At 40.1% G+C, this 22,975-nt stretch carries 24 protein-coding genes; 16 read left to right on the top strand and 8 right to left on the bottom strand.

Annotated features, from left to right (window positions below; genetic code table 11):
• Nucleotides 1-322 precede the first annotated feature (322 nt).
• The 13 genes from AAC026_RS19360 (at nucleotide 323) to AAC026_RS19420 (ending at nucleotide 12,424) form a co-directional block, all read left to right on the top strand.
• Nucleotides 323-967 carry a hypothetical protein gene (locus tag AAC026_RS19360; RefSeq protein WP_339701638.1) on the top strand — a complete coding sequence of 215 codons (645 nt, stop codon included), beginning with the start codon at nucleotides 323-325 and terminating at the stop codon, nucleotides 965-967.
• A 65-nt stretch (nucleotides 968-1,032) separates the two neighbouring features.
• The gene (locus tag AAC026_RS19365) at nucleotides 1,033-1,722 is read left to right on the top strand and encodes a hypothetical protein (protein WP_339701641.1); all 690 of its coding nucleotides are present in this window, start codon (nucleotides 1,033-1,035) and stop codon (nucleotides 1,720-1,722) included.
• Nucleotides 1,723-1,741: 19 nt separating this feature from the next.
• Nucleotides 1,742-2,770, top strand: a complete 1,029-nt coding sequence (locus AAC026_RS19370) for a histidine kinase (protein ID WP_339701644.1) — start codon at nucleotides 1,742-1,744, stop codon at nucleotides 2,768-2,770.
• The gene (locus AAC026_RS19375; protein ID WP_339701647.1) at nucleotides 2,767-3,537 is read left to right on the top strand and encodes a LytTR family DNA-binding domain-containing protein; all 771 of its coding nucleotides are present in this window, start codon (nucleotides 2,767-2,769) and stop codon (nucleotides 3,535-3,537) included. Before AAC026_RS19370 ends, AAC026_RS19375 begins: the two co-directional genes overlap by 4 nt.
• 24 nt (nucleotides 3,538-3,561) lie before the next feature.
• Nucleotides 3,562-4,275, top strand: coding sequence for a hypothetical protein (locus AAC026_RS19380; protein ID WP_339701650.1), 714 nt, complete (start codon nucleotides 3,562-3,564; stop codon nucleotides 4,273-4,275).
• A 110-nt stretch (nucleotides 4,276-4,385) separates the two neighbouring features.
• Nucleotides 4,386-4,994, top strand: a complete 609-nt coding sequence (locus AAC026_RS19385) for a YkgJ family cysteine cluster protein (RefSeq protein WP_339701653.1) — start codon at nucleotides 4,386-4,388, stop codon at nucleotides 4,992-4,994.
• Nucleotides 4,995-5,325: 331 nt separating this feature from the next.
• Complete coding sequence (locus AAC026_RS19390; RefSeq protein WP_339608717.1) at nucleotides 5,326-6,006, top strand: GNAT family N-acetyltransferase; 681 nt, start codon at nucleotides 5,326-5,328, stop codon at nucleotides 6,004-6,006.
• Nucleotides 5,996-7,198: an argininosuccinate synthase domain-containing protein gene (locus tag AAC026_RS19395; RefSeq protein WP_339701656.1), complete on the top strand. Its 1,203-nt coding sequence runs from the start codon at nucleotides 5,996-5,998 to the stop codon at nucleotides 7,196-7,198. Before AAC026_RS19390 ends, AAC026_RS19395 begins: the two co-directional genes overlap by 11 nt.
• Nucleotides 7,191-8,144, top strand: a complete 954-nt coding sequence (argC, locus tag AAC026_RS19400; protein ID WP_339608715.1) for an N-acetyl-gamma-glutamyl-phosphate reductase — start codon at nucleotides 7,191-7,193, stop codon at nucleotides 8,142-8,144. The genes AAC026_RS19395 and argC overlap by 8 nt, the downstream gene beginning before the upstream one ends.
• Nucleotides 8,145-8,153: 9 nt before the next feature.
• Entirely contained in the window at nucleotides 8,154-9,281 is a 1,128-nt protein-coding gene (locus AAC026_RS19405) for an aminotransferase class III-fold pyridoxal phosphate-dependent enzyme (RefSeq protein ID WP_339701659.1), read from the top strand.
• A 67-nt stretch (nucleotides 9,282-9,348) separates the two neighbouring features.
• On the top strand, nucleotides 9,349-10,290 hold the full coding sequence (locus tag AAC026_RS19410; RefSeq protein WP_339701662.1) for an N-acetylornithine carbamoyltransferase: 942 nt from the start codon (nucleotides 9,349-9,351) through the stop codon (nucleotides 10,288-10,290).
• 294 nt (nucleotides 10,291-10,584) lie between these two features.
• A complete protein-coding gene (argB, locus tag AAC026_RS19415) occupies nucleotides 10,585-11,370 on the top strand; it encodes an acetylglutamate kinase (RefSeq protein ID WP_339701665.1) in 786 nt (261 codons plus the stop codon).
• 1 nt (nucleotide 11,371) lies between these two features.
• Nucleotides 11,372-12,424 carry a M20 family metallo-hydrolase gene (locus AAC026_RS19420; protein WP_339701668.1) on the top strand — a complete coding sequence of 351 codons (1,053 nt, stop codon included), beginning with the start codon at nucleotides 11,372-11,374 and terminating at the stop codon, nucleotides 12,422-12,424.
• A 139-nt stretch (nucleotides 12,425-12,563) separates the two neighbouring features.
• Here AAC026_RS19420 and AAC026_RS19425 read toward each other — a convergent pair whose 3' ends face one another.
• A complete protein-coding gene (locus AAC026_RS19425) occupies nucleotides 12,564-13,082 on the bottom strand; it encodes a histidine phosphatase family protein (RefSeq protein ID WP_339701671.1) in 519 nt (172 codons plus the stop codon).
• A gap of 61 nt (nucleotides 13,083-13,143) precedes the next feature.
• On the opposite strand from AAC026_RS19425, the gene AAC026_RS19430 reads away from it, so the two are divergent.
• Entirely contained in the window at nucleotides 13,144-13,335 is a 192-nt protein-coding gene (locus tag AAC026_RS19430) for a cold shock domain-containing protein (protein ID WP_053224066.1), read from the top strand.
• A gap of 141 nt (nucleotides 13,336-13,476) precedes the next feature.
• On the opposite strand, the gene AAC026_RS19435 is transcribed toward AAC026_RS19430, so the two are convergent.
• Nucleotides 13,477-14,304 carry a hypothetical protein gene (locus tag AAC026_RS19435; protein ID WP_339701673.1) on the bottom strand — a complete coding sequence of 276 codons (828 nt, stop codon included), beginning with the start codon at nucleotides 14,302-14,304 and terminating at the stop codon, nucleotides 13,477-13,479.
• A 223-nt stretch (nucleotides 14,305-14,527) separates the two neighbouring features.
• Here AAC026_RS19435 and AAC026_RS19440 point away from each other — a divergent pair, with 223 nt between their 5' ends.
• On the top strand, nucleotides 14,528-14,677 hold the full coding sequence (locus tag AAC026_RS19440; RefSeq protein WP_339701676.1) for a hypothetical protein: 150 nt from the start codon (nucleotides 14,528-14,530) through the stop codon (nucleotides 14,675-14,677).
• Between the two features lie 144 nt (nucleotides 14,678-14,821).
• On the opposite strand, the gene AAC026_RS19445 is transcribed toward AAC026_RS19440, so the two are convergent.
• The 4 genes from AAC026_RS19445 to AAC026_RS19460 all read right to left on the bottom strand — a co-directional run bounded on the left by AAC026_RS19445 (nucleotide 14,822) and on the right by AAC026_RS19460 (nucleotide 19,165).
• A complete protein-coding gene (locus tag AAC026_RS19445) occupies nucleotides 14,822-15,775 on the bottom strand; it encodes an aldo/keto reductase (RefSeq protein ID WP_339701679.1) in 954 nt (317 codons plus the stop codon).
• Nucleotides 15,776-15,880: 105 nt separating this feature from the next.
• Nucleotides 15,881-18,475, bottom strand: coding sequence for an FtsX-like permease family protein (locus AAC026_RS19450; RefSeq protein WP_339701682.1), 2,595 nt, complete (start codon nucleotides 18,473-18,475; stop codon nucleotides 15,881-15,883).
• Nucleotides 18,472-18,798 carry a helix-turn-helix transcriptional regulator gene (locus tag AAC026_RS19455; RefSeq protein ID WP_339608619.1) on the bottom strand — a complete coding sequence of 109 codons (327 nt, stop codon included), beginning with the start codon at nucleotides 18,796-18,798 and terminating at the stop codon, nucleotides 18,472-18,474. Before AAC026_RS19455 ends, AAC026_RS19450 begins: the two co-directional genes overlap by 4 nt.
• A 145-nt stretch (nucleotides 18,799-18,943) precedes the next feature.
• A complete protein-coding gene (locus tag AAC026_RS19460) occupies nucleotides 18,944-19,165 on the bottom strand; it encodes a type II toxin-antitoxin system ParD family antitoxin (protein WP_339701685.1) in 222 nt (73 codons plus the stop codon).
• Nucleotides 19,166-19,707: 542 nt separating this feature from the next.
• Between AAC026_RS19460 and AAC026_RS19465 the strand changes: the two genes are divergently transcribed.
• The gene (locus AAC026_RS19465) at nucleotides 19,708-19,974 is read left to right on the top strand and encodes a CRISPR-associated protein Cas2 (RefSeq protein WP_339701688.1); all 267 of its coding nucleotides are present in this window, start codon (nucleotides 19,708-19,710) and stop codon (nucleotides 19,972-19,974) included.
• 80 nt (nucleotides 19,975-20,054) lie between these two features.
• Here the strand turns inward: AAC026_RS19465 and rlmD are convergent, their stop codons facing one another.
• Nucleotides 20,055-21,476 carry a 23S rRNA (uracil(1939)-C(5))-methyltransferase RlmD gene (gene rlmD / locus AAC026_RS19470; protein ID WP_339701691.1) on the bottom strand — a complete coding sequence of 474 codons (1,422 nt, stop codon included), beginning with the start codon at nucleotides 21,474-21,476 and terminating at the stop codon, nucleotides 20,055-20,057.
• 114 nt (nucleotides 21,477-21,590) lie between these two features.
• Entirely contained in the window at nucleotides 21,591-22,967 is a 1,377-nt protein-coding gene (locus tag AAC026_RS19475; RefSeq protein ID WP_339701694.1) for a RagB/SusD family nutrient uptake outer membrane protein, read from the bottom strand.
• Between the last annotated feature and the right edge of the window lie 8 nt (nucleotides 22,968-22,975).

Raw genomic sequence — 22,975 nt, forward strand, 5'->3', positions numbered from 1 at the left:
TAAATCTATTACAGTACTAAATGTTAAACCTGTAAACTTTTTTTAGGACGAGTCAGGCCTTTAGTATCAATAGAATTGTAATTCTAATCCCCTCTAGCCATTTTTCGATCTCGAAATTTAGGGAATGACCAGTGCCAGTTTTTACTACTTAACTGGGTGAAATCCGTTTGAAATTTGAGTTTTGACCCTTTGAAATTTGACCTCCTTACGATTCATCCTGAAGATTCTACGGTTCGGTAATACTTTTTTTCTGACCACATTATTTCCCTACACCTTAGTATCATCATTAGAAAACGAACTCAAAAACTTTAAAAAACATAACATGAAAAAGCTAACCATATTAATCGCTCTTTTTATCACAAGTTTCACCCTAAGCGCCCAAAGCCAAGAGGCCTATATGAATGCCATGGTGAAGGGTTTACAGTCGATGGGCGCTGAGCGTAACTTAGAAAACCTACAAGCCTCTGCTGGTCAATTTGAGCGAATAGCTGCCATTGCAAGCGACCAATGGCACCCACAATATTATGCTGCCTTAAATTACATCAATGCTTCATTTTTAGCGGAAGGCGTGAAAGCCAAAGACCAACTTTTAGATAAAGCGAAACCATTTGTTGAAAAGGCTAAAGCGCTTGTTCCAAACAATAGCGAAGTAGTAGCCTTAGAAGGTTTCTATTTCATGGCGCAATTGGCAGCAGATCCAGCGTCAAGAGGTCAATCACTATCAGGTTTGGCATCACAAACTTTCGGACAGGCCATGCAACTGGATGCTAAAAACCCTAGAGCAATGGCTTTAATGGCACAAATGCAATATGGTACAGCACAGTTTTTTGGTTCTTCTACCGCTGGTGCTTGTGGTTTGGTAGAGAAAAGTATTCCATTGTTCAATGCAGAAGAAAAAGGCAAAAGCTTTGACCCAACTTGGGGAATAGAAATGGCCCAGGAGCTAATGTCTGGCTGCGGAAAGTAAAACGTAATTAGTTGGGGTTTGCGAAAAGCGAGCCCCTCATTTTTTTAATTTTAAAAGATTCAGGCATGGATAAAGTACTCATCATATCTCACGTCACCGCAGGAGTGACCACTTTGCTTTCAGGTGTTTTGGCCGCTTTCTTTGGAAGAAAAGGAGGTAAGATTCACCGAGCCGCTGGAATGGTTTTCTTTTGGTCAATGGCTTGGATTTTTATCAGTGCACTACTTATTGTGGCATTCGTTAGATTCAATTTCTTTCTTACTATCATTGCTGTATTTAGTTTCTACATGACGTTCGCAGGCCAACGGGTATTGAAACTCAAGAAGACACTGAAACCTTTACGCATTGATTGGATTGCAGCTTTTATTGCCATCGCTTTTGGATTGACTCTTTTTGGAGCTGGAATTCGCTTTTTAGTCTTGAGCAACTTTTCGTCAACCATTGGTTACTTATCGGTTATTTTCGGTTTTTTTACGGCCAACACGGCTTGGCTCAACATCAAAGGCTTTAGAAATACCAAGCCCGATAAAATGTGGTGGTGGTTTGCCCATATGAATTTAATGAGCGGTGCTTTTATTGCCAGTATTACAGCGTTTCTAGTTCAAAACGGAGCTTTGTTTGCTGCCTTGGGCAACATGGGCTGGATACTTTGGGTTTTACCAGCTGCGATTGGGTCGCCATTGATTGCCTATCACGCCAACCGTTACAGAAAACAATTCGGTGTTGGTAAATATGCCAACGCAGAGAAAGTATAAAATCAGTACTTTAGCCTAAATGGGATATCTCAAAACAGTCAATTGGAAACGGGAACTTAAGGAAACAGCGCTTATCGCATTGTTAGGTGGTCCATCAGTATACTTTTGGTGTACTAGCTGTTTTAATAATTGGGACGTTGCCCTTGCCTCAATGATAGTTTCAGCTGTTCAATGGATCTTACTTTGGCAGGGTAATGCACATGTTTCCAACTACCTCTCCTATAAAATTCCGTGGTTAGAAAACCCAAGCAAACGATTTATTTGGGGAGTAGTGGGGGTAATCGTCTATACACCTTTAGCTGTGTATACGCTATATGTGGTACTGAAATATGGCTTCGATATTGACATGGGGGATATTAAATGGACCTTATTGATCTCTGTCGGAATTACCTTTGTTATTTCTTTTTTCCTGAACTCAGTTGAGTTTTTAAAGAATTGGAAGAAAGCCAGTTTGGATGCAGAAAGGCTAAAAAAGGAACAAATGGAGGCCAAATACGAAACCCTTAAAAATCAGGTCAATCCACACTTTCTATTCAATAGTTTGAATGCGCTTACCAATTTGGTGTATGAAGATCAAGACCAAGCGGCCAAATTTATTCGAGAGCTTTCAAAAGTGTACCGTTATGTTTTAGATACTCGTGCACAAGAGGTAGTCAGTCTTAAAACCGAAATGGACTTTGTCAATTCTTACCTCTTTCTACAAAAAATTAGGTTTGACGAAAAACTTCAACTCAATATCAGTATAGAAGGTTTTGAGCAGAAAATGCTACCACCTATGGCCATTCAAATGCTTTTAGAGAATGCCATTAAGCATAATGTAATTGCCGAAGAAGAACCACTTACTATTCATATTGAAATAGAAAATGGAGAAAAGCTGGTGGTTCGAAATAACCTTCAGAAGAAGAATATTCCGATAGAGGAGAGCTCAGAAATGGGGTTGTCAAATATTAAATCTAGGTATGAATTCTTGAGCGCAACACCCGTAGAGGTGATTGATGAGCCGAGCGAATTTATTGTGAAACTTCCATTACTAGCCTTTGAGAAATGAAAGTACTGATTGTAGAAGATGAGTCGATGGCAGCCAAGAGGCTGGCTAATTTATTGGAGAAAATTAATCCTGAAATAGAAATACTGGCCAAACTCGATTCGGTAAAACGAGCGGTGAATTGGTTAAAAGAAAACCCTCAGCCCGATCTTCTGTTCTTCGATATTCAATTGGCCGATGGACTCAGTTTCGAGATTTTAGAGCAGGTAGAAGTCTCTTCCCCCATCATATTCACGACCGCCTTTGATGAGTATGCCATTCAGGCTTTTAAGGTAAATAGCATTGATTATTTACTCAAACCCATCGACCCAACGGATCTAGAAAATGCTTTAGAGAAATATGAGGCGCGTTTCAAGCCTAACGCACCCGAGCAAAAGTCAGGAATGGATATGATGCTGATTCAGCAAGCCATGCAAATGCTCACAAAGCAATACAAGGAACGCTTTGTGGTCAAAATTGGAGAGCATATTCACACCATTCCAACGGCCGAAACTGCTTATTTTTTTAGTCAAGAAAAAGCCACTTACCTTCAAACCAAAGAGAAGAACCGCTATATCATTGACTACACTATGGAACAAGTGGAACAGTTGGTCGACCCACAGAAATTCTTCCGTATTAATCGTAAATACTTGGTTTCGCTAGAGGCGGTAAAGGACATTATCACCTACTCCAATTCTCGCCTCCGACTTATTTTAATTCATACCGATGAAACCGATGCGATTGTAAGCCGAGACAAGGTGCAAGATTTTAAAAAGTGGCTCGACCGCTGATGCCTTTTTACCGTATATTCGGGCATGCGTATTTTATTATTCTCACTTCTTATTGTTTTTTCAACTTCTCTTAGCGCTCAAAACCTAAAAGGAAGTTGGCTTTTGGCTTATATAAAGGCCATTCCGCCAGAAATGGATATGGGCCAATTGAAATACAGCGAGGATGGTTCTAGTGACGAAAAAGCCTTTGTTGAACCAGGCCTAATGTTGTTGACGGTTTTATCGGATTCTAAAGCAGAAAGCTTTTACTCAGATGTAAAAGAGAGTTGGACAATAAAAAGTGACGGAGTCAATGTGAGGTTTGAATCATTGCAAGACACACTTTATGGAACTGTCAATAAAGAAGGAATGATGGTACTGAAATCTACCATCGATGAAAACCCAACAACCGAATATTTCTTCGCGCATTATTCTCCAGAAACCCCTTCAGTCGGTCTCCCAAATACCTCATGGGCCGCAAATGGTAATTCTGGATTTTTTGAGAATAAAACCTTTGAATTTCGACCAAAAGGCGAACTTTTTATTTGGGAAAATGGGCGACATGAAAAGCGTGAATTCTATACCCATAAGCTAGGAGACTTTATGGCTATCGAGTTTTCTTCTGAAGTACTAACTTCTGGTTTTGGGATTATTTACCTGGAGAAAAATGAAGGACAAAAACTTACAGGCGTTTCTTTTTTAAGTTTGGAAGAAGGTGCTTTTCCTGTAAAGTCTCAAGTTACCTTCACAAAGAAATAATTTGTTGCTAATAGCACATAAATCATCTGACTTTTAAGACTTAAGCCCTAAAAGTAAATTTTGGTGCTAGTGTAAAAACAAAGATTTTCTCCGTTACCTTCGCAGCCCTTATGTCAATTGTCAGAAAAGTTAAATCGGTAGAAAAGATTTTTGCCGCCCTTGATCAAGAAATGAATTCGCTTCGTGATAGAAGTGGCCTTCATTGTATTTCGGGCTGTGGTAAATGTTGCTTCAAAGCCGATATTGAAGCTACTCCTCTAGAGTTTCTTCCATATGCATTTCACCTTTTTCTGACCAAGCGCATTGATGAATTTTATCAGAACTTGCTGTTGAATGAGAGCTCAATATGCACCCTTTTCAACCCCGTTAAAGATTCTTTAGACAAGGGAGGTTGCTCACAGTATGCATACCGTGGTTTAATTTGCCGTCTGTTTGGCTATTCGGCTACAAGAGATAAAAACGGAAAAGCCAGGTTCATTACCTGTAAGCTAATGAAGGCAGGCCAAGCAGATACCATTGCAAAAATTGAAGAAGACATGGAAGCAGGTATTCCTTCTCCAATGATGAGTGACTATTATTTTAGGCTACGCAGTATCGATACCGAACTAGGTACCAAAATGATGCCCATCAACAAAGCAATTCGTCAGGCAATTGAAGTGGTAATGAGCTATTATGCATATCGCAGACCACCAGCGGGTTACGGTAATTTGAGTGCGTAAATAATTCGTTTTCAACCATTTTTGTTAGGTTTTTAAAATTCCAGAATAAAACCGTTGTTCATACCAAACTTTTCATTTCCTTTGTCCCTCATTTCAGAATGAAGAACGAAGCGAACATATCATCAGCGATAAACTTGACACTCCCTGTGTCTGAGGTTGCTGTATATACACCTAAGTTTTTTAGGCGCTAGTCGCCTCATATACATAGACTACCTATGCGGTAGTCAAGTCCCCAATATTACCTATATTCTTTTTCAAATTTTAAATCATATTTCCTTTTAGGATTTCTGAAAACATTGAATCGTTTTCATAATCCAGAATTACAGTGAGAATGGAATCAACAAAATTCATAATAAGGGTAGCCACAGAAGAAGACACCCGCTTTACAGAAGATATTATTGAAGAAATTGCCAACTCCGCCAAAATTAGAGGCACTGGAATTGCGCGAAGAACCCCAGAATACGTATCACTAAAAATGCGTGAAGGTAAAGCGGTAGTAGCCGTAACTGAAGCGGGCGAATGGGCAGGTTTCTGCTACATCGAAGTGTGGAGTCATGAGAAATTTGTAGCCAACTCTGGGCTCATCGTATCTCATAAATTCCGTGGTCTTGGATTATCTAAACGTATCAAGGCAGCCGTGTTCAGGTTATCTAGGAAGAAATACCCAACAGCAAAAATCTTCGGACTTACAACAGGTGCGGCAGTACTAAAAATCAACTCTGAATTGGGCTATAAACCCGTAGTGTATTCAGAACTGACCCAAGATGAAGACTTCTGGAAGGGCTGTCAAAGCTGTGTCAATTACGAAATACTAAAAGCCAAAAATAGGTCAAACTGTATTTGTACAGCCATGTTATACAATCCAGAGTGGGAGAAAAATGTAAAACCTAAAAGAACTCAATGGGTGGGACGTGAGTTGGATAAAGACTTCAACTTGTTTCAACGTTGGGTAAATTTTAAGAAGAATATTTTGTTGAAGGCAGAAGCCAAAAAGAAGAAAAATGATGAATAAGAAGAAAGTAGTTTTAGCCTATAGCGGAGGGCTCGACACCTCTTATTGTGTAAAATATTTAAGTGAAGAACGTGGCTTAGAAATTCATTCTGTATTGGTAAATACAGGCGGTTTTTCTCAGCAAGAACTGGATGAAGTTGAAAAACGTGCCTATGCAATGGGCGTAACCAGCCATAAAACCATCGAAGAAACTTCTAACTACTATTCAAGCGTAATCAAGTATCTGATTTTTGGAAACATACTGAAAAACAGTACCTATCCGCTTTCTGTAAGTGCCGAAAGGGTAAGCCAAGCCATGGCCATTGCCAAATATGCTAAAACGCTTAACCCAGAATATATAGCGCACGGAAGCACTGGAGCAGGTAATGATCAAGTCCGTTTTGATATGATTTTCCAAACCTATTTGCCCGATGCCGAAATCATCACGCCTATTCGAGATATGAGGCTTTCGAGGGAAGAAGAGATCGCCTATTTGCAATCGAAAGGTGTAGATATGGACTTTTCAAAATCTGCTTATTCAATCAATAAGGGGCTTTGGGGGACATCTGTTGGAGGTAAAGAAACCTTAAGTTCTAAAGGTTATTTACCTGAAGAAGCTTGGCCAACCCAAGTGACCAAAACGGTTGAAGAGGATTTAGAGCTGGGCTTTGTAAAAGGTGAATTGAAGTCAATTAACGGGAAAGAGTTTACGCATTCATTTGAAGCCATTCAGGCTTTGGAGAAAATAGCGGCTCCTTTTGGCATTGGTCGCGATATCCATGTGGGCGATACCATTATTGGCATCAAAGGAAGGGTTGGTTTTGAGGCTTCAGCTGCCATCCTTACCATCAAAGCACATCAGGCTTTAGAAAAACATATTCTCACCAAATGGCAGATTTACTGGAAAGACCAAGTAGCTGCTTTTTATGGCAACTGGCTGCACGAAGGGCAGTTTATGGACCCTGTAATGCGCGATTTAGAAAACATGATGGAAAGCAGTCAGAAATTTGTGACAGGGAAAGCATTTTTCAAGCTTTTGCCTTACCGCTATCAATTGATCGGAATCGAGTCTGAGCATGACTTGATGTCGGCCAAATTTGGCAACTACGGAGAAATGAACAATGCTTGGACGGGTGATGACGTGAAAGGCTTCGCTAAGATTTTCGGTAACCAAAGTGCCATTTACCACCAAGTAAATCAAGGAAATGATTAGAGCAGGAATAGTTGGAGCAGCAGGCTACACAGGAGGCGAATTGCTGCGTTTACTGATTCATCATCCTGAGGTGGAAGTTAGTTTTGCGCACAGCCGAAGTCAGGTAGGTTTGCCAATTCACAATGTACATACCGACCTTTTGGGAGACAGCGAATTGAGCTTTACGGATCAGATCCATTTCGATATCGATCTACTTTTCCTTTGCATGGGGCATGGCGCTTCTTCAGAATTTATGAAGGAGAATCAAGTGCCAGACACTGTCAAGATCATTGACTTGAGCCATGACTTTAGAATGAGTAACGAGGCCGTTTATGGCTTGCCAGAACTCAATCGTAACAAAATAAAAAATGCCCGTTTCTTGGCGAACCCTGGTTGTTTTGCGACTGCCATCCAATTGGCATTGCTGCCTTTGGCCTATAACGGAATGTTGAGAGAGGTACACCTTTCAGGCATGACGGGTTCGACAGGCGCAGGAGTTCAACCTTCGGCCAGTACGCATTTTAGCTGGCGCGACAGTAATGTTTCGGCCTACAAAGTTTTCACCCACCAACACATGGACGAGACAGGGAAAAGCCTTCAACAACTTCAGCCGTGGTTCGATAAACCGATCAACTTTGTGCCCTACAGAGGAAACTTCACCAGAGGCATTTTTGTGACAGCTTATCAGCATTGCGAGTGGCCTTTGGAAGAGGCTATTCAGGTGTATAAAGAGTATTATGAAGACCATCCCTTTACTTGGGTAAGCGATGTGGCCATTGATGTGAAGCAAGTAGTGAACACCAATAAATGTGTGCTTCATCTTGAAAAACACGGCAGCTATTTGGTAATCCATTCTGCCATTGATAACCTACTCAAAGGTGCTAGCGGTCAGGCCGTACAAAACATGAATTTGATGTTTGGCTTTCCTGAAAAACTAGGTTTGAATCTAAAACCAAGTGCTTTTTAATTAATAACTATGAAATTATTTGATGTTTATCCGCTTTACCCAATTGAGCCAGTGCGTGCGCTTGGAGCCAAACTTTGGGATAAAGAAGGGAAAGAGTATTTGGATTTATATGGTGGCCATGCCGTGATTTCGATAGGGCATACCCATCCGCATTACGTTAAACGAGTTAGCGAACAATTGTCAAAAATTGGTTTCTATTCCAATGCGGTTCAAAATTCATTGCAAGATGAGCTAGCCGAAGCCATGGGTCGAATTTCTGGCTACTATGACTACCAGTTTTTCATGTGTAGCTCTGGTGCCGAAGCGAATGAAAATGCATTAAAACTGGCTTCCTTCCATACTGGAAATCGTAAGATTATTGCGGTGGAAAATGCTTTTCATGGCAGAACTTCTGGAGCCGTAGCCACAACGGATAACCCGAAAATCGTAGCGCCATTTAACAATGGTCACGAGGTAGTTTTTGTGCCCATGAATAATTTAGAGGCTTTAACTTCAGCTTTTGATGATGAAGTAGCAGGTGTAATTATTGAAGGAATTCAAGGAGTAGCTGGCCTTTATACACCAAGCGATGCCTTTTTGGCAAAAGCCCGCGAACTATGCGATAGCTATGAAGCCGTACTGATTTTAGACGAAGTACAGTCGGGAGCTGGAAGAACAGGGAAGTTTTTTGCGCATCAACATTCTGTAGTTCGCCCCGATATCATTACCATGGCAAAAGGAATGGGTAATGGGTTTCCAGTAGGTTGTGTTTTGATTTCGCCAGAAATTGAGCCTTGGCATGGCATGTTGGGCACTACTTTCGGAGGAAATCATTTGGCTTGTGCTGCTTCACTTGCAGTTTTGGAAGTGCTAGAAGAAGAGCATTTGCTCAAGAATGCTGCAAAAATGGGAGCTTATCTTGAAGGTGAATTGAAGAAAATTGAACAAGTGAAAGAAGTTAGAGGAAGAGGCCTAATGATCGGTGCTGAATTTGATTTTGATGTAGCTGCTTTGCGCAAAGCATTGATTTTTGAACATGGCATTTTCACGGGTTCAGCTTCCAATAAAAATACGATTCGATTATTGCCACCGCTGAACATTAGTAAGGCTGAACTGGATCAGTTTTTAGCCGCATTAAGTAAAGAATTAAACAAATAAGGGGGGCGGAAAAATGGCTCCAAAATCCGAAAATGATGAAATTCATTTCCGTTCCGAATTAGAAAGAATGAAAAATTTCACTTCAGTAAAAGACGTACAAAACATTAACGCATTGGTAGAAAAGGCTTTGTTGTTAAAGGCAAACCCATTTCAAACCAAACTGGCCGAAGGCAAAAGGATAGGGTTGATTTTCTTCAACCCGAGCTTGAGAACACGTTTGAGTTCGCAAGTGGCAGCCCAAAATTTAGGTGCTCAAGCCATTGTGTTGGACATTGGGAAAGACGGCTGGGCCTTGGAGTTTGAAGATGGTGTGGTCATGAATGGCGATAAGGCCGAACACATTAAGGAAGCCGCAGCCGTAATGGGACGTTATTTCGATGTGTTGGGCGTGCGTACTTTTCCTGAATTGAAATCGAAAGAAGCAGACTATTCTGAAAAACTCTTGAATGCCTTTATCAAATATGCGGGCGTTCCTATTGTGAGTTTGGAAAGCGGTACCAGACATCCATTACAAAGCTTGGCAGATTTAGTTACGATTAAAGAACAATGGACCGCAACGCGCAAACCCAAAGTAGTGCTGACTTGGGCGCCCCATGTAAAAGCTTTGCCGCAAGCAGTCCCCAATTCTTTTGCGGAATGGATGGGAAAAGCTGACGTTGATTTTAGTATTGCCAATCCAGAAGGATATGATTTAGCAGAGGAGTTTCGACAAGGAATCCCTGTTTTTCATAACCAAGAAGCAGCACTTAAAGATGCCGATTTTGTGTATGTAAAGAACTGGTCATCTTACAATGACTACGGTCAAATTTTATCTCAAGATGAAAGCTGGACTTTCGGTTCAAAGCAATTGAAATTGACTGAAAATGCAAAAGTGATGCACTGTTTGCCCGTGAGAAGAGGTTTGGTGATTAAAGACGAAATTTTAGATGGCCCAAATGCCATTCATTTAGAGCAGGCTGAAAACCGAGTTTACGCTGCTCAAGCAGTGTTTCATGAATTGTTAATGTAGAAGTTGATAGAGCCCCCATCCATGCCTTCCCCCATGGGGGGAAGGATTACAGACTGCCAGTTTAAACGTGTTTAATCTACTCTAGCAGGCTGTAAAAGCCCCTCTCTTGGGAGAGGGGTTGGGGTGAGGCCTTTGAGTAAAGGTGAAATCGTTAACTTGGTTAAACCCAAGCTTTCCCTTTTTGGGGAAGGCCTAGAGGTTGCCAATTTTGAAAGATAAAGTTTGCACTAGCAGACTGTAAAAGTCCCTCTCCTAGGAGAGGGATTTAGGGAGAGGCCTTAACAAATAAAAGAAATGAAAAAGCTTACCATTGTTAAAGTTGGGGGAAAGGTCATTGATGAAGCGTCAGCTTTAAATGCTTTTCTAAAATCGTTTTCAACTTTAGAAGGAGAAAAAATTCTAATTCACGGAGGTGGAAAAATTGCTTCCGACTTTGGTAAGAGATTAGGCGTTGAGCCCAAAATGGTGGAGGGGCGAAGAATCACTGATGCGGAAACCATTGACTTGGTGACTATGGTGTATGGCGGACTGGTGAGCAAGCGAATCGTCAGTAAACTTCAAGCCTTGAAGGTAAACGCTATTGGCCTCACTGGTGCGGATGCCAATGTAATTCCAGCTACAAAAAGACCCGTAGGAGCAATTGATTATGGCTTTGTGGGCGATGTAAAGCCAGAAAATATCAATACTGAGATCCTCAAAAAACTCATCGATTCTGGACTAATCCCTGTGTTGGCTCCTTTGACCCACGATGGCGAAGGTCATATGCTCAATACGAATGCCGATACTATTGCGGCTTCGGTGGCAGCGGCTTTAGCCCAGCAATTTGAAGTGAAATTGATTTACTGCTTCGAGCAACCTGGTGTGCTTTCTGATTTTGAAAGCAAGACTGTAATTTCTGAAATTAAAAGGGCAGAAGTAGCAGGGCTAAAAGAGAGCGGAGTGATTAATGAAGGTATGCTTCCCAAAATGGATTGCGCTTTATTGGCCTTGGCTCATGGTGCTAAATCGGTAAGGATTGGTTCTTTTGAAAACTTACAAGCCTTGGCCAATGACCAATCTGGAACCCTAATCAGTAATTAAAATGCAGTTATTCAAAGAAGCGCTCGAATTACTAAAACAGCTTATTGCTATTCCGTCTTTGAGCAAAGAAGAAGATAAAACGGCTGATTTGATTCAAGCCTTTTTTCAGGATAAAGGAATTTCAATCCAAAGAAAAGACAACAACATTTGGGTGAAGAATTTACATTTTGATGATAGCAAACCTACCATTCTGCTCAATTCACATCATGACACCGTAAAACCGAATGTGGGCTACACCAAGGATCCGTTTTCTCCGGAAGTAGAAGAAGGAAAGCTTTACGGATTAGGAAGCAATGATGCTGGAGCGAGTTTGGTTTCTCTTATGGCTTGTTTTCTGAATTTCTATCATGCTCCTGACTTAAAATACAATTTGATTTTGGCGGCTACGGCTGAGGAAGAAATTTCTGGGAAGAATGGGGTGGAAAGTATTTTGGGGGAATTGGGCGAGATAGATTTCGCTATAGTGGGCGAGCCTACTTTGCTTGATTTGGCAATTGCAGAAAAAGGATTGATGGTGTTGGATTGTGTGGCCACCGGAAAATCAGGCCACGCTGCTCGGAACGAAGGCGAAAATGCGATTTACAAAGCCATTAAGGATATTGAATGGTTTCGTACCTATACCTTTGACGATGTTTCAAAAACCCTAGGGCCAGTGCGAATGTCGGTGACGATGATTAATGCGGGTCAGCAGCACAACGTAGTACCCGATGAATGTAAGTTTGTAGTAGATGTGCGTAGTACGGACTGTTATTCGAACACCCAAATTCTGGAAATTATCAGAGCGCATGTCAAATCCAAGGTGGAACCGCGATCGACTAGATTGAATCCTTCTTCCATTCCAATGGATCATCCGATTGTTCAGGCGGGAATTGCTTTGGGCAGAAGAACTTACGGTTCTCCAACAATGTCTGATCAAGCGTTGATGCCTTATCCTTCTTTGAAGCTTGGAGTTGGCGATTCTGCCCGATCACATACAGCAGATGAATTTGTTTTTATTCATGAAATAGAGGAGGGGATTGAGTTTTACATCCAACTTCTCAAGCAGGTTTTGTGATTTAGATTAGTCTTGAAATTTAGATCCTTCTCCGAAGCCTCGGAGCTCAGGAAATGAAAAGAAGTAGCTTCGGTTTAATTATAATGCTGCGCCTAACTATTCGCACTTTTCATCCTGAGTTTACGAAGGAACTAGACTGTCAATCATTCTTCGATTTTGGATAATCGTAATAGAATTGAGAACCTCTGGTGCGTTGAATTTCTTTCCAACTTTCCATTTCAAATTCGATACCACAGACGGCAGAGGTTGGTAGATTGTCTAAATCAAAATCACTGATTTCATTAATTAAGTAAGTCAACCCAGGGTTATGGCCAAAAATCATGACTGTGTTGTGTTCATCATCAACTCGGCTTAACAGCGTTTTAATGGTTCCGGTAGACGCGTGATAAAGCCTTTCTTCCTCCATAATGTAGGAAACAGGATAACCAATTTTAGCAGAAATCACTTTGGCTGTGGTTAATGCTCGGTTGGCTGGAGAGGATATTATAAGGGACGGTTTAACACTCCTTATTGCTAATCTTTGCCCCATATCTGGCGCATCATTTTCGCCACGATGATTTAAAGGTCGCTCAAAATCAGATAGATGCGGATTACCCCAACTAGATTTGGCATGACGAACGATATACAGTTTTTTATTGCTGGTTTTATTGGATTTCATAACTAATAGCTACATTTGCCGTAATACAAATAAAATTTTTAATTACTTATTACAATTTACAATGAATACAGGAGTAGTAAAATTCTTCAACAATGATAAAGGCTTCGGCTTTATCGTTGATGACGCATCTGGTGAAGAAATCTTTGTTCACGTTTCTGGTACAATCGATGCTATCGACAAAGACGACAAAGTTGAATTCGAAAAAGCTGAAGGTCGTAAAGGACTTAACGCTGTGAATGTCAAGAAAATATAGTTAAAAAATTATAGATTTTTGATTACTGAACCCCGACCAGTCGGGGTTTTTTTATAAATCATAAAAAGACAAAAGAGGTTACACCAGCAATGATGTAACCTCTTTTGCTTTTAGCCTCAACGGAGACTGACTAAGGAAGTTTTAGCTTCCACAAGTTTGGTTTTGGAAACTTTCATTCCAACAGAACCAATCGCTACTGTTAAAGTGTGCTTCTGATTTTACTCTACCCACTTTAGTATTGTTGTTGAACAAAATGGAAACATCATAATCTTCATCGGCTTTGCTTACAATCGAAACATCATAGAAGTGCGTGTAAACATCTTCGTCTGTAGAACCGTATTCAATATAACTTCCTTCTTTGTCCGACTCGGTATCTACAAGGTTATAAGTCAACTTAAACTCAGTGTCATTTTCATTTTCCCAATCAATACTGAGCAATTGTCTTGGTTCGTCAGGGCTTTTAAATAGAGTCCATTCACCACTTGTATTGTCTAAACGTGAAGTACCGCTGAACCACAGAAAGTTTTCAAATTCACCTTCTGAAGAAAGGTACATTTTCCAAGAGGCGCTTGCACCTACTTTTTCTGCGTATAAAGTAGCAGTTATATTTCTGTCTCCAACTGTTACCGAATATTCAGACTTCCATCGGTCTTCGTCATTGAGGTATTCAAAACTATGGTTGAAAGCTTCTTTATATGCTGCAACGGGTATTGCCAAATCTACAGTAAGTAGCGATTGCCAGAAAATGACATTTAATGCAGCGAAGCCAAAATTGGATTGGTCTTGACCTTCCAAGTTTGCGGCACCATTTTCTTGATTTGAGGAAAAATTCCCCATATCTGGAGCAATTGATGACTGCGGGGGTAAGGTTGGAGCTCCTGGGTTTGTGTCAGAATCCTTTGAACAGCCTACAAAAAGTACAGTTATGACCATTGTAAGGCATAAACTAAGTGTTTTAAGATTTTTCATGGTCTTATAAATTTGATTTCAGACCATATAAATCCAAACACTGTACCATCAATAAAATCTCTACAAGCTTCTAGCACATGAGCTTTGAAAATCAAAAAGGTATAATTGAAATAAGCTTTTTATATTAGGCTGTGTTCTTGATCGTAGCGAGACGCTTCAACCAGTTGGAGTACTGAGTGAGTAAGTTTACGGACTGGACTCGATAAAACAAAAAACAGGGGAGATGAAGAGCCGGAAAGAAATAACTGAAGACAAAAAAGAGCCTGAGTTTGAAGATAATGTTTTCGGCCCAGCTTCTAGGTTTGGTTGGAAAGTGTTAGCGGTACTAATTGTGTTTGCTATTATCCTTTGGTTATGGAGACTTTTTAATTAACAGCAGGTTAGAGCACATGCTTGTACTTCCTTATCATATCCTTCAATTAATATTTACAATAAGCGAGGAAAGGAAATAGAACAAAAAAACCAGCCTTGTTTCCAACGCTGGTTTTTTGAGAATTTAAATAGGTGCTAGGTAAGACTAGTTATTCCAAAGTCCTTCAGCGGTATAACTTCCTCCTTCAAGTTCCCAAAACTTACCGTTCAGGAATCGGTATCCTTTGTCAAGCTTGTTCAGTTTGGCCATATCTTCCTTGCTCAACTCAATTTTAGCCGACTTCAAGTTCTTCTTCAATCTTTCTGGGTTTACCGATTTTGGAATTACGGCAGTGCCTCTCGCTTCGGCCCATTTGATTAGAATTTGAGCTGGATGAACTCGGTGTGCTTCAGCGATTTTTTTCACCACTTCATTTTCAAACATATCTGGCTCGTCATCACCTTTCATTCCTGCACTTCTATCTTTAGAACCTAATGGAGAATAAGCGGTGTAGTGAATATTGTTTTCGATGCAGAACTGCAATAAATCATTCTGAGCCAAATAAGGGTGTGACTCCACTTGGTTCATTTCAGGCTGAATAATGGCAGTTTCCATTAGTTTTTTCAACTTAGGAACATTGAAGTTTGAAACACCAATGTGTTTTACCAAGCCTTTTTCAACACAAATTTCCATGGCTTTCCAAGTGTCGGCAATGGGTATTTCGTCAATTGGAATAAAGTCGTCTGCAGTTTTTGGGTTGATGGCTTCTTTTTTATGAGCAATTGGCCAATGGATTAAATATAGATCCAGATAGTCGAGCTGTAGTGCATTTAAAGATTCTTTTAAAGCTGGCATTACATCTTCTGGAGCATGGAATGAATTCCAAAGTTTGGAGGTCACAAAAAGGTCTTCGCGTTTTACGTCACCTTCTGCAAAGGCATCGGCAAAAGCGTTTCCAATTTCATCTTCGTTTTGGTAAATCCAAGCACAGTCAATATGGCGATACCCTAGTTTGATGGCTGTTCTAACTGCTTGGTAAACTTCACCTGGTTCAGATTTCCAAGTTCCCAGTCCAATAGCTTCTAACTTATCTCCGTTCTTAAATATCAGTTGGTTCATAATGCTTCTAAAGAAATTTTATCCACTAAACTAATGATATGCACTGGCAGTTCATTGATTTTTAGGTTTCTAAAGAATTATTTTTTTTAGAAGTACAGCCAAGGGCTATTCATTTCTTAGATTATGAACAGGATTTGTTTTCATGATTTTCTGTGTTTGCCATAAAATGGCGAGCACACCAATACTAACTGTAGCCATTGTGCTAAAGAGTATTTCGGCAAAGCCTACACCTCCACTAAATTTATTATAGATACTGACCAATACGGAGTCATAAAATAGATAGGCAGATGGTACTGCAATAATTAAGGCTATGGCCCACATTTTGAAAAATGTATTGGAAAGGGATTTTAGAAGGCTGAAGCCATTGGCACCTAGTATCTTTCTAATTGCCACTTCTTTGGTTCTATTTTCAGTAGAATAAATTACCATACCAAGCAATCCAAGACTAGAAATGGTAACCGCTAGCAGGGCTAGAAATCCAAAAATTTTGATACCAGCTTTAAAGAAATCGTATGCTTTTTTGATTTCAGTATCTAAAAAAGTGGCTTTAAAAGGTTGATTTGGATAGAGTTGATTCCATCCATTTTCTAGGGTGGCTAAGGTTTTAGGTAAGTTTTGCGAGGTTATTGAGACCAAGGCATAGTTGAGGTCAGAATCGCTGATACGCATTACCATTGGTTCTATTCGTTCATTAAGTGGTTCGTGATTATAATCTTTAATCACCCCAACAATCTGAACTTTCCGGTCGTTTTGAAATTGACCTAAGAGACTATCTTTTGCTGAAGAATTGAGATTGTTGAGTTTGTCCATTAGGCTTTGATTAACAAGGATTTGCTCAAGGTGATCCTTCCTAAGTTCGCCCGATCCCCAAACCATTTCAATTTCCATATGGTCAATAAATTGATCGTCTATGAATACTTCTCTCGCTCTAACAGAGTCTAGTTTGTCTTCACTAAAAAAGTAGACAGAGCGAGAAAGTGGGGTGCCGGGAATGCTTGATGAGAAACTGAGATCTTTCACATCTGGGTTAGAAAGAAAGGAATTCTTCAGAAGTTCGGATTGACTGGATTCGATAGGAACGACCAGAACATTCTCTTTATGAAAGCCCAAGTTATAGGTGAGGGAGTGTTGATATTGCCGTACCAATACACCAATACCAATCATTAAAACGAGGGATACAACAAATTGAAAGATCATTAGGCCTTTTCTGATACCTGATATTGATACTTTATTACTGCCTATGGTGTTTCTTAATGCTGCAATTGGGCTGGTTTTGGCGTAGAAAAATGCTGGAACTAAACCAGTGAGGAGTCCCGTACAGATAGCGAAAAGAACAAATACCAGTACTAGTTTAAGGTTAAGGGCAAAAGTGAGCGATGACGCTCCCGCCAGCATGGCCACAAACTCATCTCTAATAAAGTAAAAGAAGATTGAGCTTATGCCTAGAGCAATTAAACAAATGAGAATGGTTTCGAGCAGAAATTGATGAACGATTTGTTCTGATTGACCACCCATTACTTTTCTAATTCCAATTTCCTTCGACCTTTTAAGGGCACTTGCTATGGCCATGTTTACATAATTAATACAAGAGGGAAGCAAGATTAGAAGGGCTGTGCCAATGAAAATGAGTATGGAAGGTTTGTCAAACACTAAACCTACTTCATCATCCAAATCTGGCCCTGGGTTAATATCAAGAATAGGTTGTAATCGATACTTTGCTTCAATGTTTTGGGCTTTAAAGAAGGGTAGTCCTGCGCTACCAAGTGCATTAATCTCTTTTTCTAAAGAAGCAATGGATTCATTTGATTTGAAATAATAGAAATTTCCGTTAAAGTCAGTCCATTGTTGATTGTTTGATAATTTGGTAGGAATTGCTGCCAAAAGATCAAATGTGAAATGCGTATTTTTGGGAAATGGAGCGAGTATGCCTGCCACTTCTAAATTGCCCCAATTTTCGGTTTTGAGTATTTGGTTCATAGCGGGCTTCTGCCCAAAAAGCTTTTCGGCCAATTCTGATGTAATGATCACTTTCCCAGGCATTCTTAGGGCGCTTTTGTTTCCTTCGATTAGGGGGAAGGAAAACATATCTAGAAATGATGGTTCTGTTAAATAGCCAGATAGCCTCAATGGGTCTCCGATTGTTTTTACTGAAGGAAAGAACATATCGTTAATGTGAACCTTTTCAGTAATTGAGGGTAGGGTGTTGTCGCAGAGGTAGGCCAGCGCAGTTGGGGCAGATGCAAATCGGTTTGTTTTTTCTGGATAGGCAATCTCTGTAGTAACACGGTAGATTTTGGCGGAATCCTTATGGAACTTATCAAACTGATGAAGTTCCATAATCATGGCTAGGGCCAAAAGAGCAATGGACATTCCTAATGCCAAGCCAAATACACTTAAAAAGGTGAAGCTCTTTTGTTTAATGATGTTGCGAACGGAGATTTTAAAGTAACTTTTTAGCATGGTAATGAGGTTGTTGTTTTGTGGTACAGAGTTTTTGTGTTGTTTTTTTCTTTTGGTAATGGCATATGAAAAGGACAGCCTTAGCATTTGAAACCAATAGAAAGATTTAGCATAGCCTTTTCCGTGTTTCGCAGAATTGATCTGATAGAGCTCTTCTAAATCTCCCAATAAATCTTCAACAGCTGCCTGACCGCATAATGCTGTGAATATTTTTTCCGCTAATTGTGGAGGCCTATTCATTTAAGCGAGAGATTGATTTTAGATACAGACCAAAGCTCATCTCTTAAAGATTTCATGTCGTTAAGCGAGACAATGGCTTTCGGTTTAAGTTCAAAGTGGCGTTTTCGTCTACCACCACGTGTGGCAGTAGGTTCGCCCAAGTAGGAAGAAATAAGCCCTTTTTCCTCTAACCGAGTAAGTGTAGAATGTAATGCTCCAAGACTAAGAGACCTGTTCGCCCTAGCAGTTATACTTTCAAGTATAGCCACTCCGTAGGCTTCATCACCAAGATGTGCAATGGTTAGCAGAACAAGCTCTTCGAATTCGCCTAAATAGCCTTTCATATTTCTATTAGTTTCTATTTTTAATATTAAATAAAAGTACGCTGGTTTTTTTGATATGTTTCTGTTTTTAATAAAAAATAATTTGGAGAGGGATTTTTGTTGAGCGAAACGGAAAGCTGAGACTTAAGGAGGGGAGGTATTTTGTCTATTGTGTTTTGGCTTTGATTATGTCTTGAACGCTTCGGTTACTGACAGATGCTTCCCAACCTTTTTCAATCTCTACAAGAAGGTCATTCAAGACCTTGTTACGGTAAACTTGATGTAGTCGTAAGGCATCACGTACAAGTTCACTCGCGTTTTGATAATCACCCGACTCAATTTGGGAGGCGATATACTTTTCTTGTTTATCTGTCAAACTGACATTCATGACTTTTTTCTTTCTTGAACATTTAGTATAACCAACGTATCTATATATAGCAAATATGGATACAAATGATAAGGTTGAAGAAGGTTTAAAAAAAATTGAATCGTCCTGATTTTAACTCTGGCAAAACGACATTTTCTACACGGAGGATTTGTCTGGCGGCATTGCAGATGAGTATCTGTCTCTTGCTAGAACAGAATGAGGTGTATTGAAAATTGGAGCGGAGAACTTCCTGAGTAGAAAAAACTGTACTTGAATTGCAGTCCGATATATTCATGTGACAAAACTTCCTGATACGCAAGAATCTATGGCTTTTGTCGAGTTCACGGATATTTATATGACAAAAGAGCGTGTTGTTGCTTTTGGCATAGCCATTGCAAAACACGCTCTCGTGGTTTAAACATAACATCACCACGCATTTAGAAAAAGTGGTAGAGTTTAACTTTGGGAAAGTAAAACTAGTTCTTTTTTCTAAACTGCAAAAGATGTTGTGAGTAGGGCGATTCTCACCTAGAAGTAATGAGAGCAGAATAATTAATTTTAATATGGCAAACTGCTACATTATTAATTATGATTTGCGCAACTCGCGTGACTATAACGGCCTATACGAGGCTATCAAGTCTTATGGCACCTATGCCAAAGTACTTGAGTCTTGTTGGGCGATTGTGACAACTCAAAGTGCTACACAAGTACGTGATTTTCTTTTAAGATCAATGGACTCTGATGATGGTATCTTTGTTGTCAAATCGGGTGGAGAGGCTGCATGGCAACGTGTTTTATGCACGGATGAGTGGTTAAAGCGTAACCTTTAATCAAAATAGGAGGGTATACCTTTGTTTAGGGGATACCCCCCTTTTCTATTGTGTTATTTTATCTCTGTGAATTGAGGCTTTTATTTCCTCACCAACAAAACCACATTCTCCACATGGTGTGTTTGCGGAAACATATCTACTGGCTGCACTTTTTTAACAGTGTATTTCGCATCGAGTAAAGCCAAGTCGCGGGCTTGTGTGGCTGGGTTGCAGCTTACATACACAATCTTTTTAGCTTCAATTTTGAGCAACATTTCAATTACATCTTCGTGCATTCCTGCGCGTGGGGGGTCGGTGATGATTACATTTGGTCTGTCATGATTGGACATGAAATCGTCATTGAGCAATTCCCTCATATCGCCAGCGTAGAATTCGGTGTTTGTTACTCCATTGATTTCTGAATTCAATTTGGCGTCTTCAATGGCCGCTTCTACATACTCTAAACCAATTACTTTTTTAGCGTCCTTGGCAATAAAGTTGGCAATGGTGCCCGTGCCTGTGTATAAATCATAGACCACTTCGTCACCTTTTAAACCTGCATAACCTCTGGCGATTTTGTAAAGCTCATAAGCCTGAGCCGCATTGGTTTGGTAAAACGATTTTGGTCCAACTCGAAATTGGACATCTTCCATGGCTTCGGTAATGTGGGCTTCACCAGAGTAGAGTTTCACCTCTAGGTCATGGAAAGTTTCGTTGCCCTTGTCGTTGATCACGTATTGTAGTGAATGAATATGAGGGAAGGCGGTTTTGATGTGCTCCATCAGTCCCATATTCTTTTCGTGCTCAATGGCAAACTGCACAATAACCATCCACTGATCTAGCGAAGAATTTCTGATAATTAGGTTTCTGACATTTCCTGTTCTTCGCTTTAAATCGAAAAAGGGGACATCATTTTCCAAACAGTATTTTCTTACCGAAAGCCTAATTTCGTTAGAAGGATCGGGTTGGTGATAACAAGTTTCAATGTCCAATATTTTATCGAAACTGCCCGGAACATGGAACCCCAAACCTCTTCGGTCGAGTTCTTCGCCTGTGGCAATTTCATCTTGTGTTAGCCATTTCCAGTTAGAAAAGGTGTATTCTAGCTTGTTTCGATAATATTTGATTTTAGAAGAACCTAGAATCGGACTGATTTCAGGCAAAGGAATTTTACCAATGCGCTCCAAATTATCAATCACCTGCTGGTGCTTGTATTTCAGCTGAATGTCATACGGAATGTGTTGCCATTTACAGCCGCCACAAATACCAAAATGTTGGCAGAAAGGCTCTATTCTATCTTCAGAGTAACTATGGAACTTCAATGGTTTACCTTCCATAAAGTTCTTTTTCTTTCTGGTCACGAGTACATCCACCACATCACCGGGTGCTACACCTTCTACAAAAAGTACTTCATCATTTACTCTAGAAATACATTTGCCTTCAGCTGCAATGCCTTCGATTCTTATTTGTTCTAATACTTTTCTTTTCCCCCTGAACTTAGCCATGCGCGAAGATAATTTCATTCTGTGAATTATGCTCTACAAAGTGAATTTTAGGGTGAGTTATCAGAACTGAGACTTATAAAAAAAGGTGTCTCGTTAGAAACACCTTTTAAGTACTTTAAAAGAATTTATTAACTAGTTATTGTATCCTGTGTTCTGAACCAAACTTGGGTTTGAATCAAGTTCCGCTTGTGGAACAGGGAATACAAGTAGTGGATCATCAAAGTTTTTGCCACCAGCAGTTAGTCCTAGTCTTTTTACATCATGCAATAAATGGCCTTCAAAGGCTAGCTCCTTTTTTCTTTCATCCAAAATGTCCTGAAGCGTAATAGGATTAAGAATAGGGTCGAAGTCGTTAAGAGGCCCTGTTAAACCAGCTCTATTTCTAATTCGGTTAATGTCTGCAGTTGGAGTAGCTCCAATTGAAGTAGTTAACCTAAAATTAGTTTCAGCTCTAATGAGGTACATTTCGGCTAACCTTATGTAAATCACATTAGCAAATTGGTTTTGCCATTTTAATGAGAAAGTACCGTTAGACTGCGTATAGTAAAAGTCACCACGTTGATCATTAGGTTCAAAAGTATTTCGGAATGACGCTTGAACAGGAATATCTCCTCTGCCTCCAAAGGCTCTTGTAGCCCAGTAGGTATTCATCCCATTGGTTCCGTCTTGATCAGTCACTTGCCAAGCAAAGATGTCTTCCGTGCTATTTGTACCATTATTAAAAGCATCGGCATAGCTTGAGGTCAGAGAGAAATCATTTGTACCAATCACTGAATTTGCTTTGTCGCGAGCAGCTGCAAAATTACCCATTTGAAGGTAGACTCTTGCCAGAAGTGCATTCGCTGCACTTGAAGTAGCTAAATAACCATTAGAATCTGGTAGTTTAGTAGCAGCGCTTTCAAGATCGGTCACAGCTTGTGCATAAATCTCTTCCACTGTACTTCTTGGTACAGCAAAGTCATTGCCTTCTGTACTCAAAATAGCTTCTAAAGATAATGGAACAGCCAATTGAGAGTTGACTTGCCCAGCTACATAAGTAGAACCGAAGAATCTGGCCATATCGAAATAAGCTATTCCTCGTAGAAACTGTGCTTCGCCTTCTACTCTGTCTTTCTCGTCAGCATCAGTGAAAATGCTAGAATTTTCTATCACAACATTTGCCAAGTTTATGATCTGATATGCGTTAGTCCACGCACCACCAACAAAACTATTGTCTATTGTAATGTTCTTTTGAAAAAACTGCCTAGGCTGAAGGAACGTGCCTTGCCAACTGACTTCATTGGTAGTGCCTAATAGCTCAGAAGCTAAGTTTAGATTACCACCATAACTTCCAGTTTGTCCAGCATCATCATAAGCTCCTAATAGGATGGCTTGAATGTTTTCTGGGGTTGAAAGTGCCTGATCAATAGACAAACTTTGTGCTGGTTTTATATCCAGTGCATCCTGACAACCCACCATAAATGCGGTAAGGCTAATCAGTGCTAACAATGTTTTTATATTATTTTTCATCATTTCAA

Origin of the sequence: uncultured Roseivirga sp. (genome assembly GCF_963973945.1) — a bacterium.
GTDB lineage: Bacteria > Bacteroidota > Bacteroidia > Cytophagales > Cyclobacteriaceae > Roseivirga.

Excerpts from the sequence above, each read along its gene's own strand:
- AAC026_RS19475 (WP_339701694.1), bottom strand. The coding sequence starts at position 22,967 with ATGAAAAATAATATAAAAACATTGTTAGCACTGATTAGCCTTACCGCA.
- AAC026_RS19420 (WP_339701668.1), top strand. The coding sequence starts at position 11,372 with ATGCAGTTATTCAAAGAAGCGCTCGAATTACTAAAACAGCTTATTGCT.
- argB (WP_339701665.1), top strand. The coding sequence starts at position 10,585 with ATGAAAAAGCTTACCATTGTTAAAGTTGGGGGAAAGGTCATTGATGAA.
- AAC026_RS19390 (WP_339608717.1), top strand. The coding sequence starts at position 5,326 with ATGGAATCAACAAAATTCATAATAAGGGTAGCCACAGAAGAAGACACC.
- AAC026_RS19370 (WP_339701644.1), top strand. The coding sequence starts at position 1,742 with ATGGGATATCTCAAAACAGTCAATTGGAAACGGGAACTTAAGGAAACA.
- AAC026_RS19450 (WP_339701682.1), bottom strand. The coding sequence starts at position 18,475 with ATGAATAGGCCTCCACAATTAGCGGAAAAAATATTCACAGCATTATGC.
- AAC026_RS19425 (WP_339701671.1), bottom strand. The coding sequence starts at position 13,082 with ATGAAATCCAATAAAACCAGCAATAAAAAACTGTATATCGTTCGTCAT.
- AAC026_RS19365 (WP_339701641.1), top strand. The coding sequence starts at position 1,033 with ATGGATAAAGTACTCATCATATCTCACGTCACCGCAGGAGTGACCACT.
- AAC026_RS19460 (WP_339701685.1), bottom strand. The coding sequence starts at position 19,165 with ATGAATGTCAGTTTGACAGATAAACAAGAAAAGTATATCGCCTCCCAA.
- AAC026_RS19380 (WP_339701650.1), top strand. The coding sequence starts at position 3,562 with ATGCGTATTTTATTATTCTCACTTCTTATTGTTTTTTCAACTTCTCTT.
- rlmD (WP_339701691.1), bottom strand. The coding sequence starts at position 21,476 with ATGAAATTATCTTCGCGCATGGCTAAGTTCAGGGGGAAAAGAAAAGTA.
- AAC026_RS19375 (WP_339701647.1), top strand. The coding sequence starts at position 2,767 with ATGAAAGTACTGATTGTAGAAGATGAGTCGATGGCAGCCAAGAGGCTG.
- AAC026_RS19405 (WP_339701659.1), top strand. The coding sequence starts at position 8,154 with ATGAAATTATTTGATGTTTATCCGCTTTACCCAATTGAGCCAGTGCGT.
- AAC026_RS19430 (WP_053224066.1), top strand. The coding sequence starts at position 13,144 with ATGAATACAGGAGTAGTAAAATTCTTCAACAATGATAAAGGCTTCGGC.
- AAC026_RS19395 (WP_339701656.1), top strand. The coding sequence starts at position 5,996 with ATGATGAATAAGAAGAAAGTAGTTTTAGCCTATAGCGGAGGGCTCGAC.
- AAC026_RS19385 (WP_339701653.1), top strand. The coding sequence starts at position 4,386 with ATGTCAATTGTCAGAAAAGTTAAATCGGTAGAAAAGATTTTTGCCGCC.
- AAC026_RS19445 (WP_339701679.1), bottom strand. The coding sequence starts at position 15,775 with ATGAACCAACTGATATTTAAGAACGGAGATAAGTTAGAAGCTATTGGA.
- AAC026_RS19410 (WP_339701662.1), top strand. The coding sequence starts at position 9,349 with ATGAAAAATTTCACTTCAGTAAAAGACGTACAAAACATTAACGCATTG.
- argC (WP_339608715.1), top strand. The coding sequence starts at position 7,191 with ATGATTAGAGCAGGAATAGTTGGAGCAGCAGGCTACACAGGAGGCGAA.
- AAC026_RS19465 (WP_339701688.1), top strand. The coding sequence starts at position 19,708 with ATGGCAAACTGCTACATTATTAATTATGATTTGCGCAACTCGCGTGAC.
- AAC026_RS19360 (WP_339701638.1), top strand. The coding sequence starts at position 323 with ATGAAAAAGCTAACCATATTAATCGCTCTTTTTATCACAAGTTTCACC.
- AAC026_RS19440 (WP_339701676.1), top strand. The coding sequence starts at position 14,528 with ATGAAGAGCCGGAAAGAAATAACTGAAGACAAAAAAGAGCCTGAGTTT.
- AAC026_RS19455 (WP_339608619.1), bottom strand. The coding sequence starts at position 18,798 with ATGAAAGGCTATTTAGGCGAATTCGAAGAGCTTGTTCTGCTAACCATT.
- AAC026_RS19435 (WP_339701673.1), bottom strand. The coding sequence starts at position 14,304 with ATGAAAAATCTTAAAACACTTAGTTTATGCCTTACAATGGTCATAACT.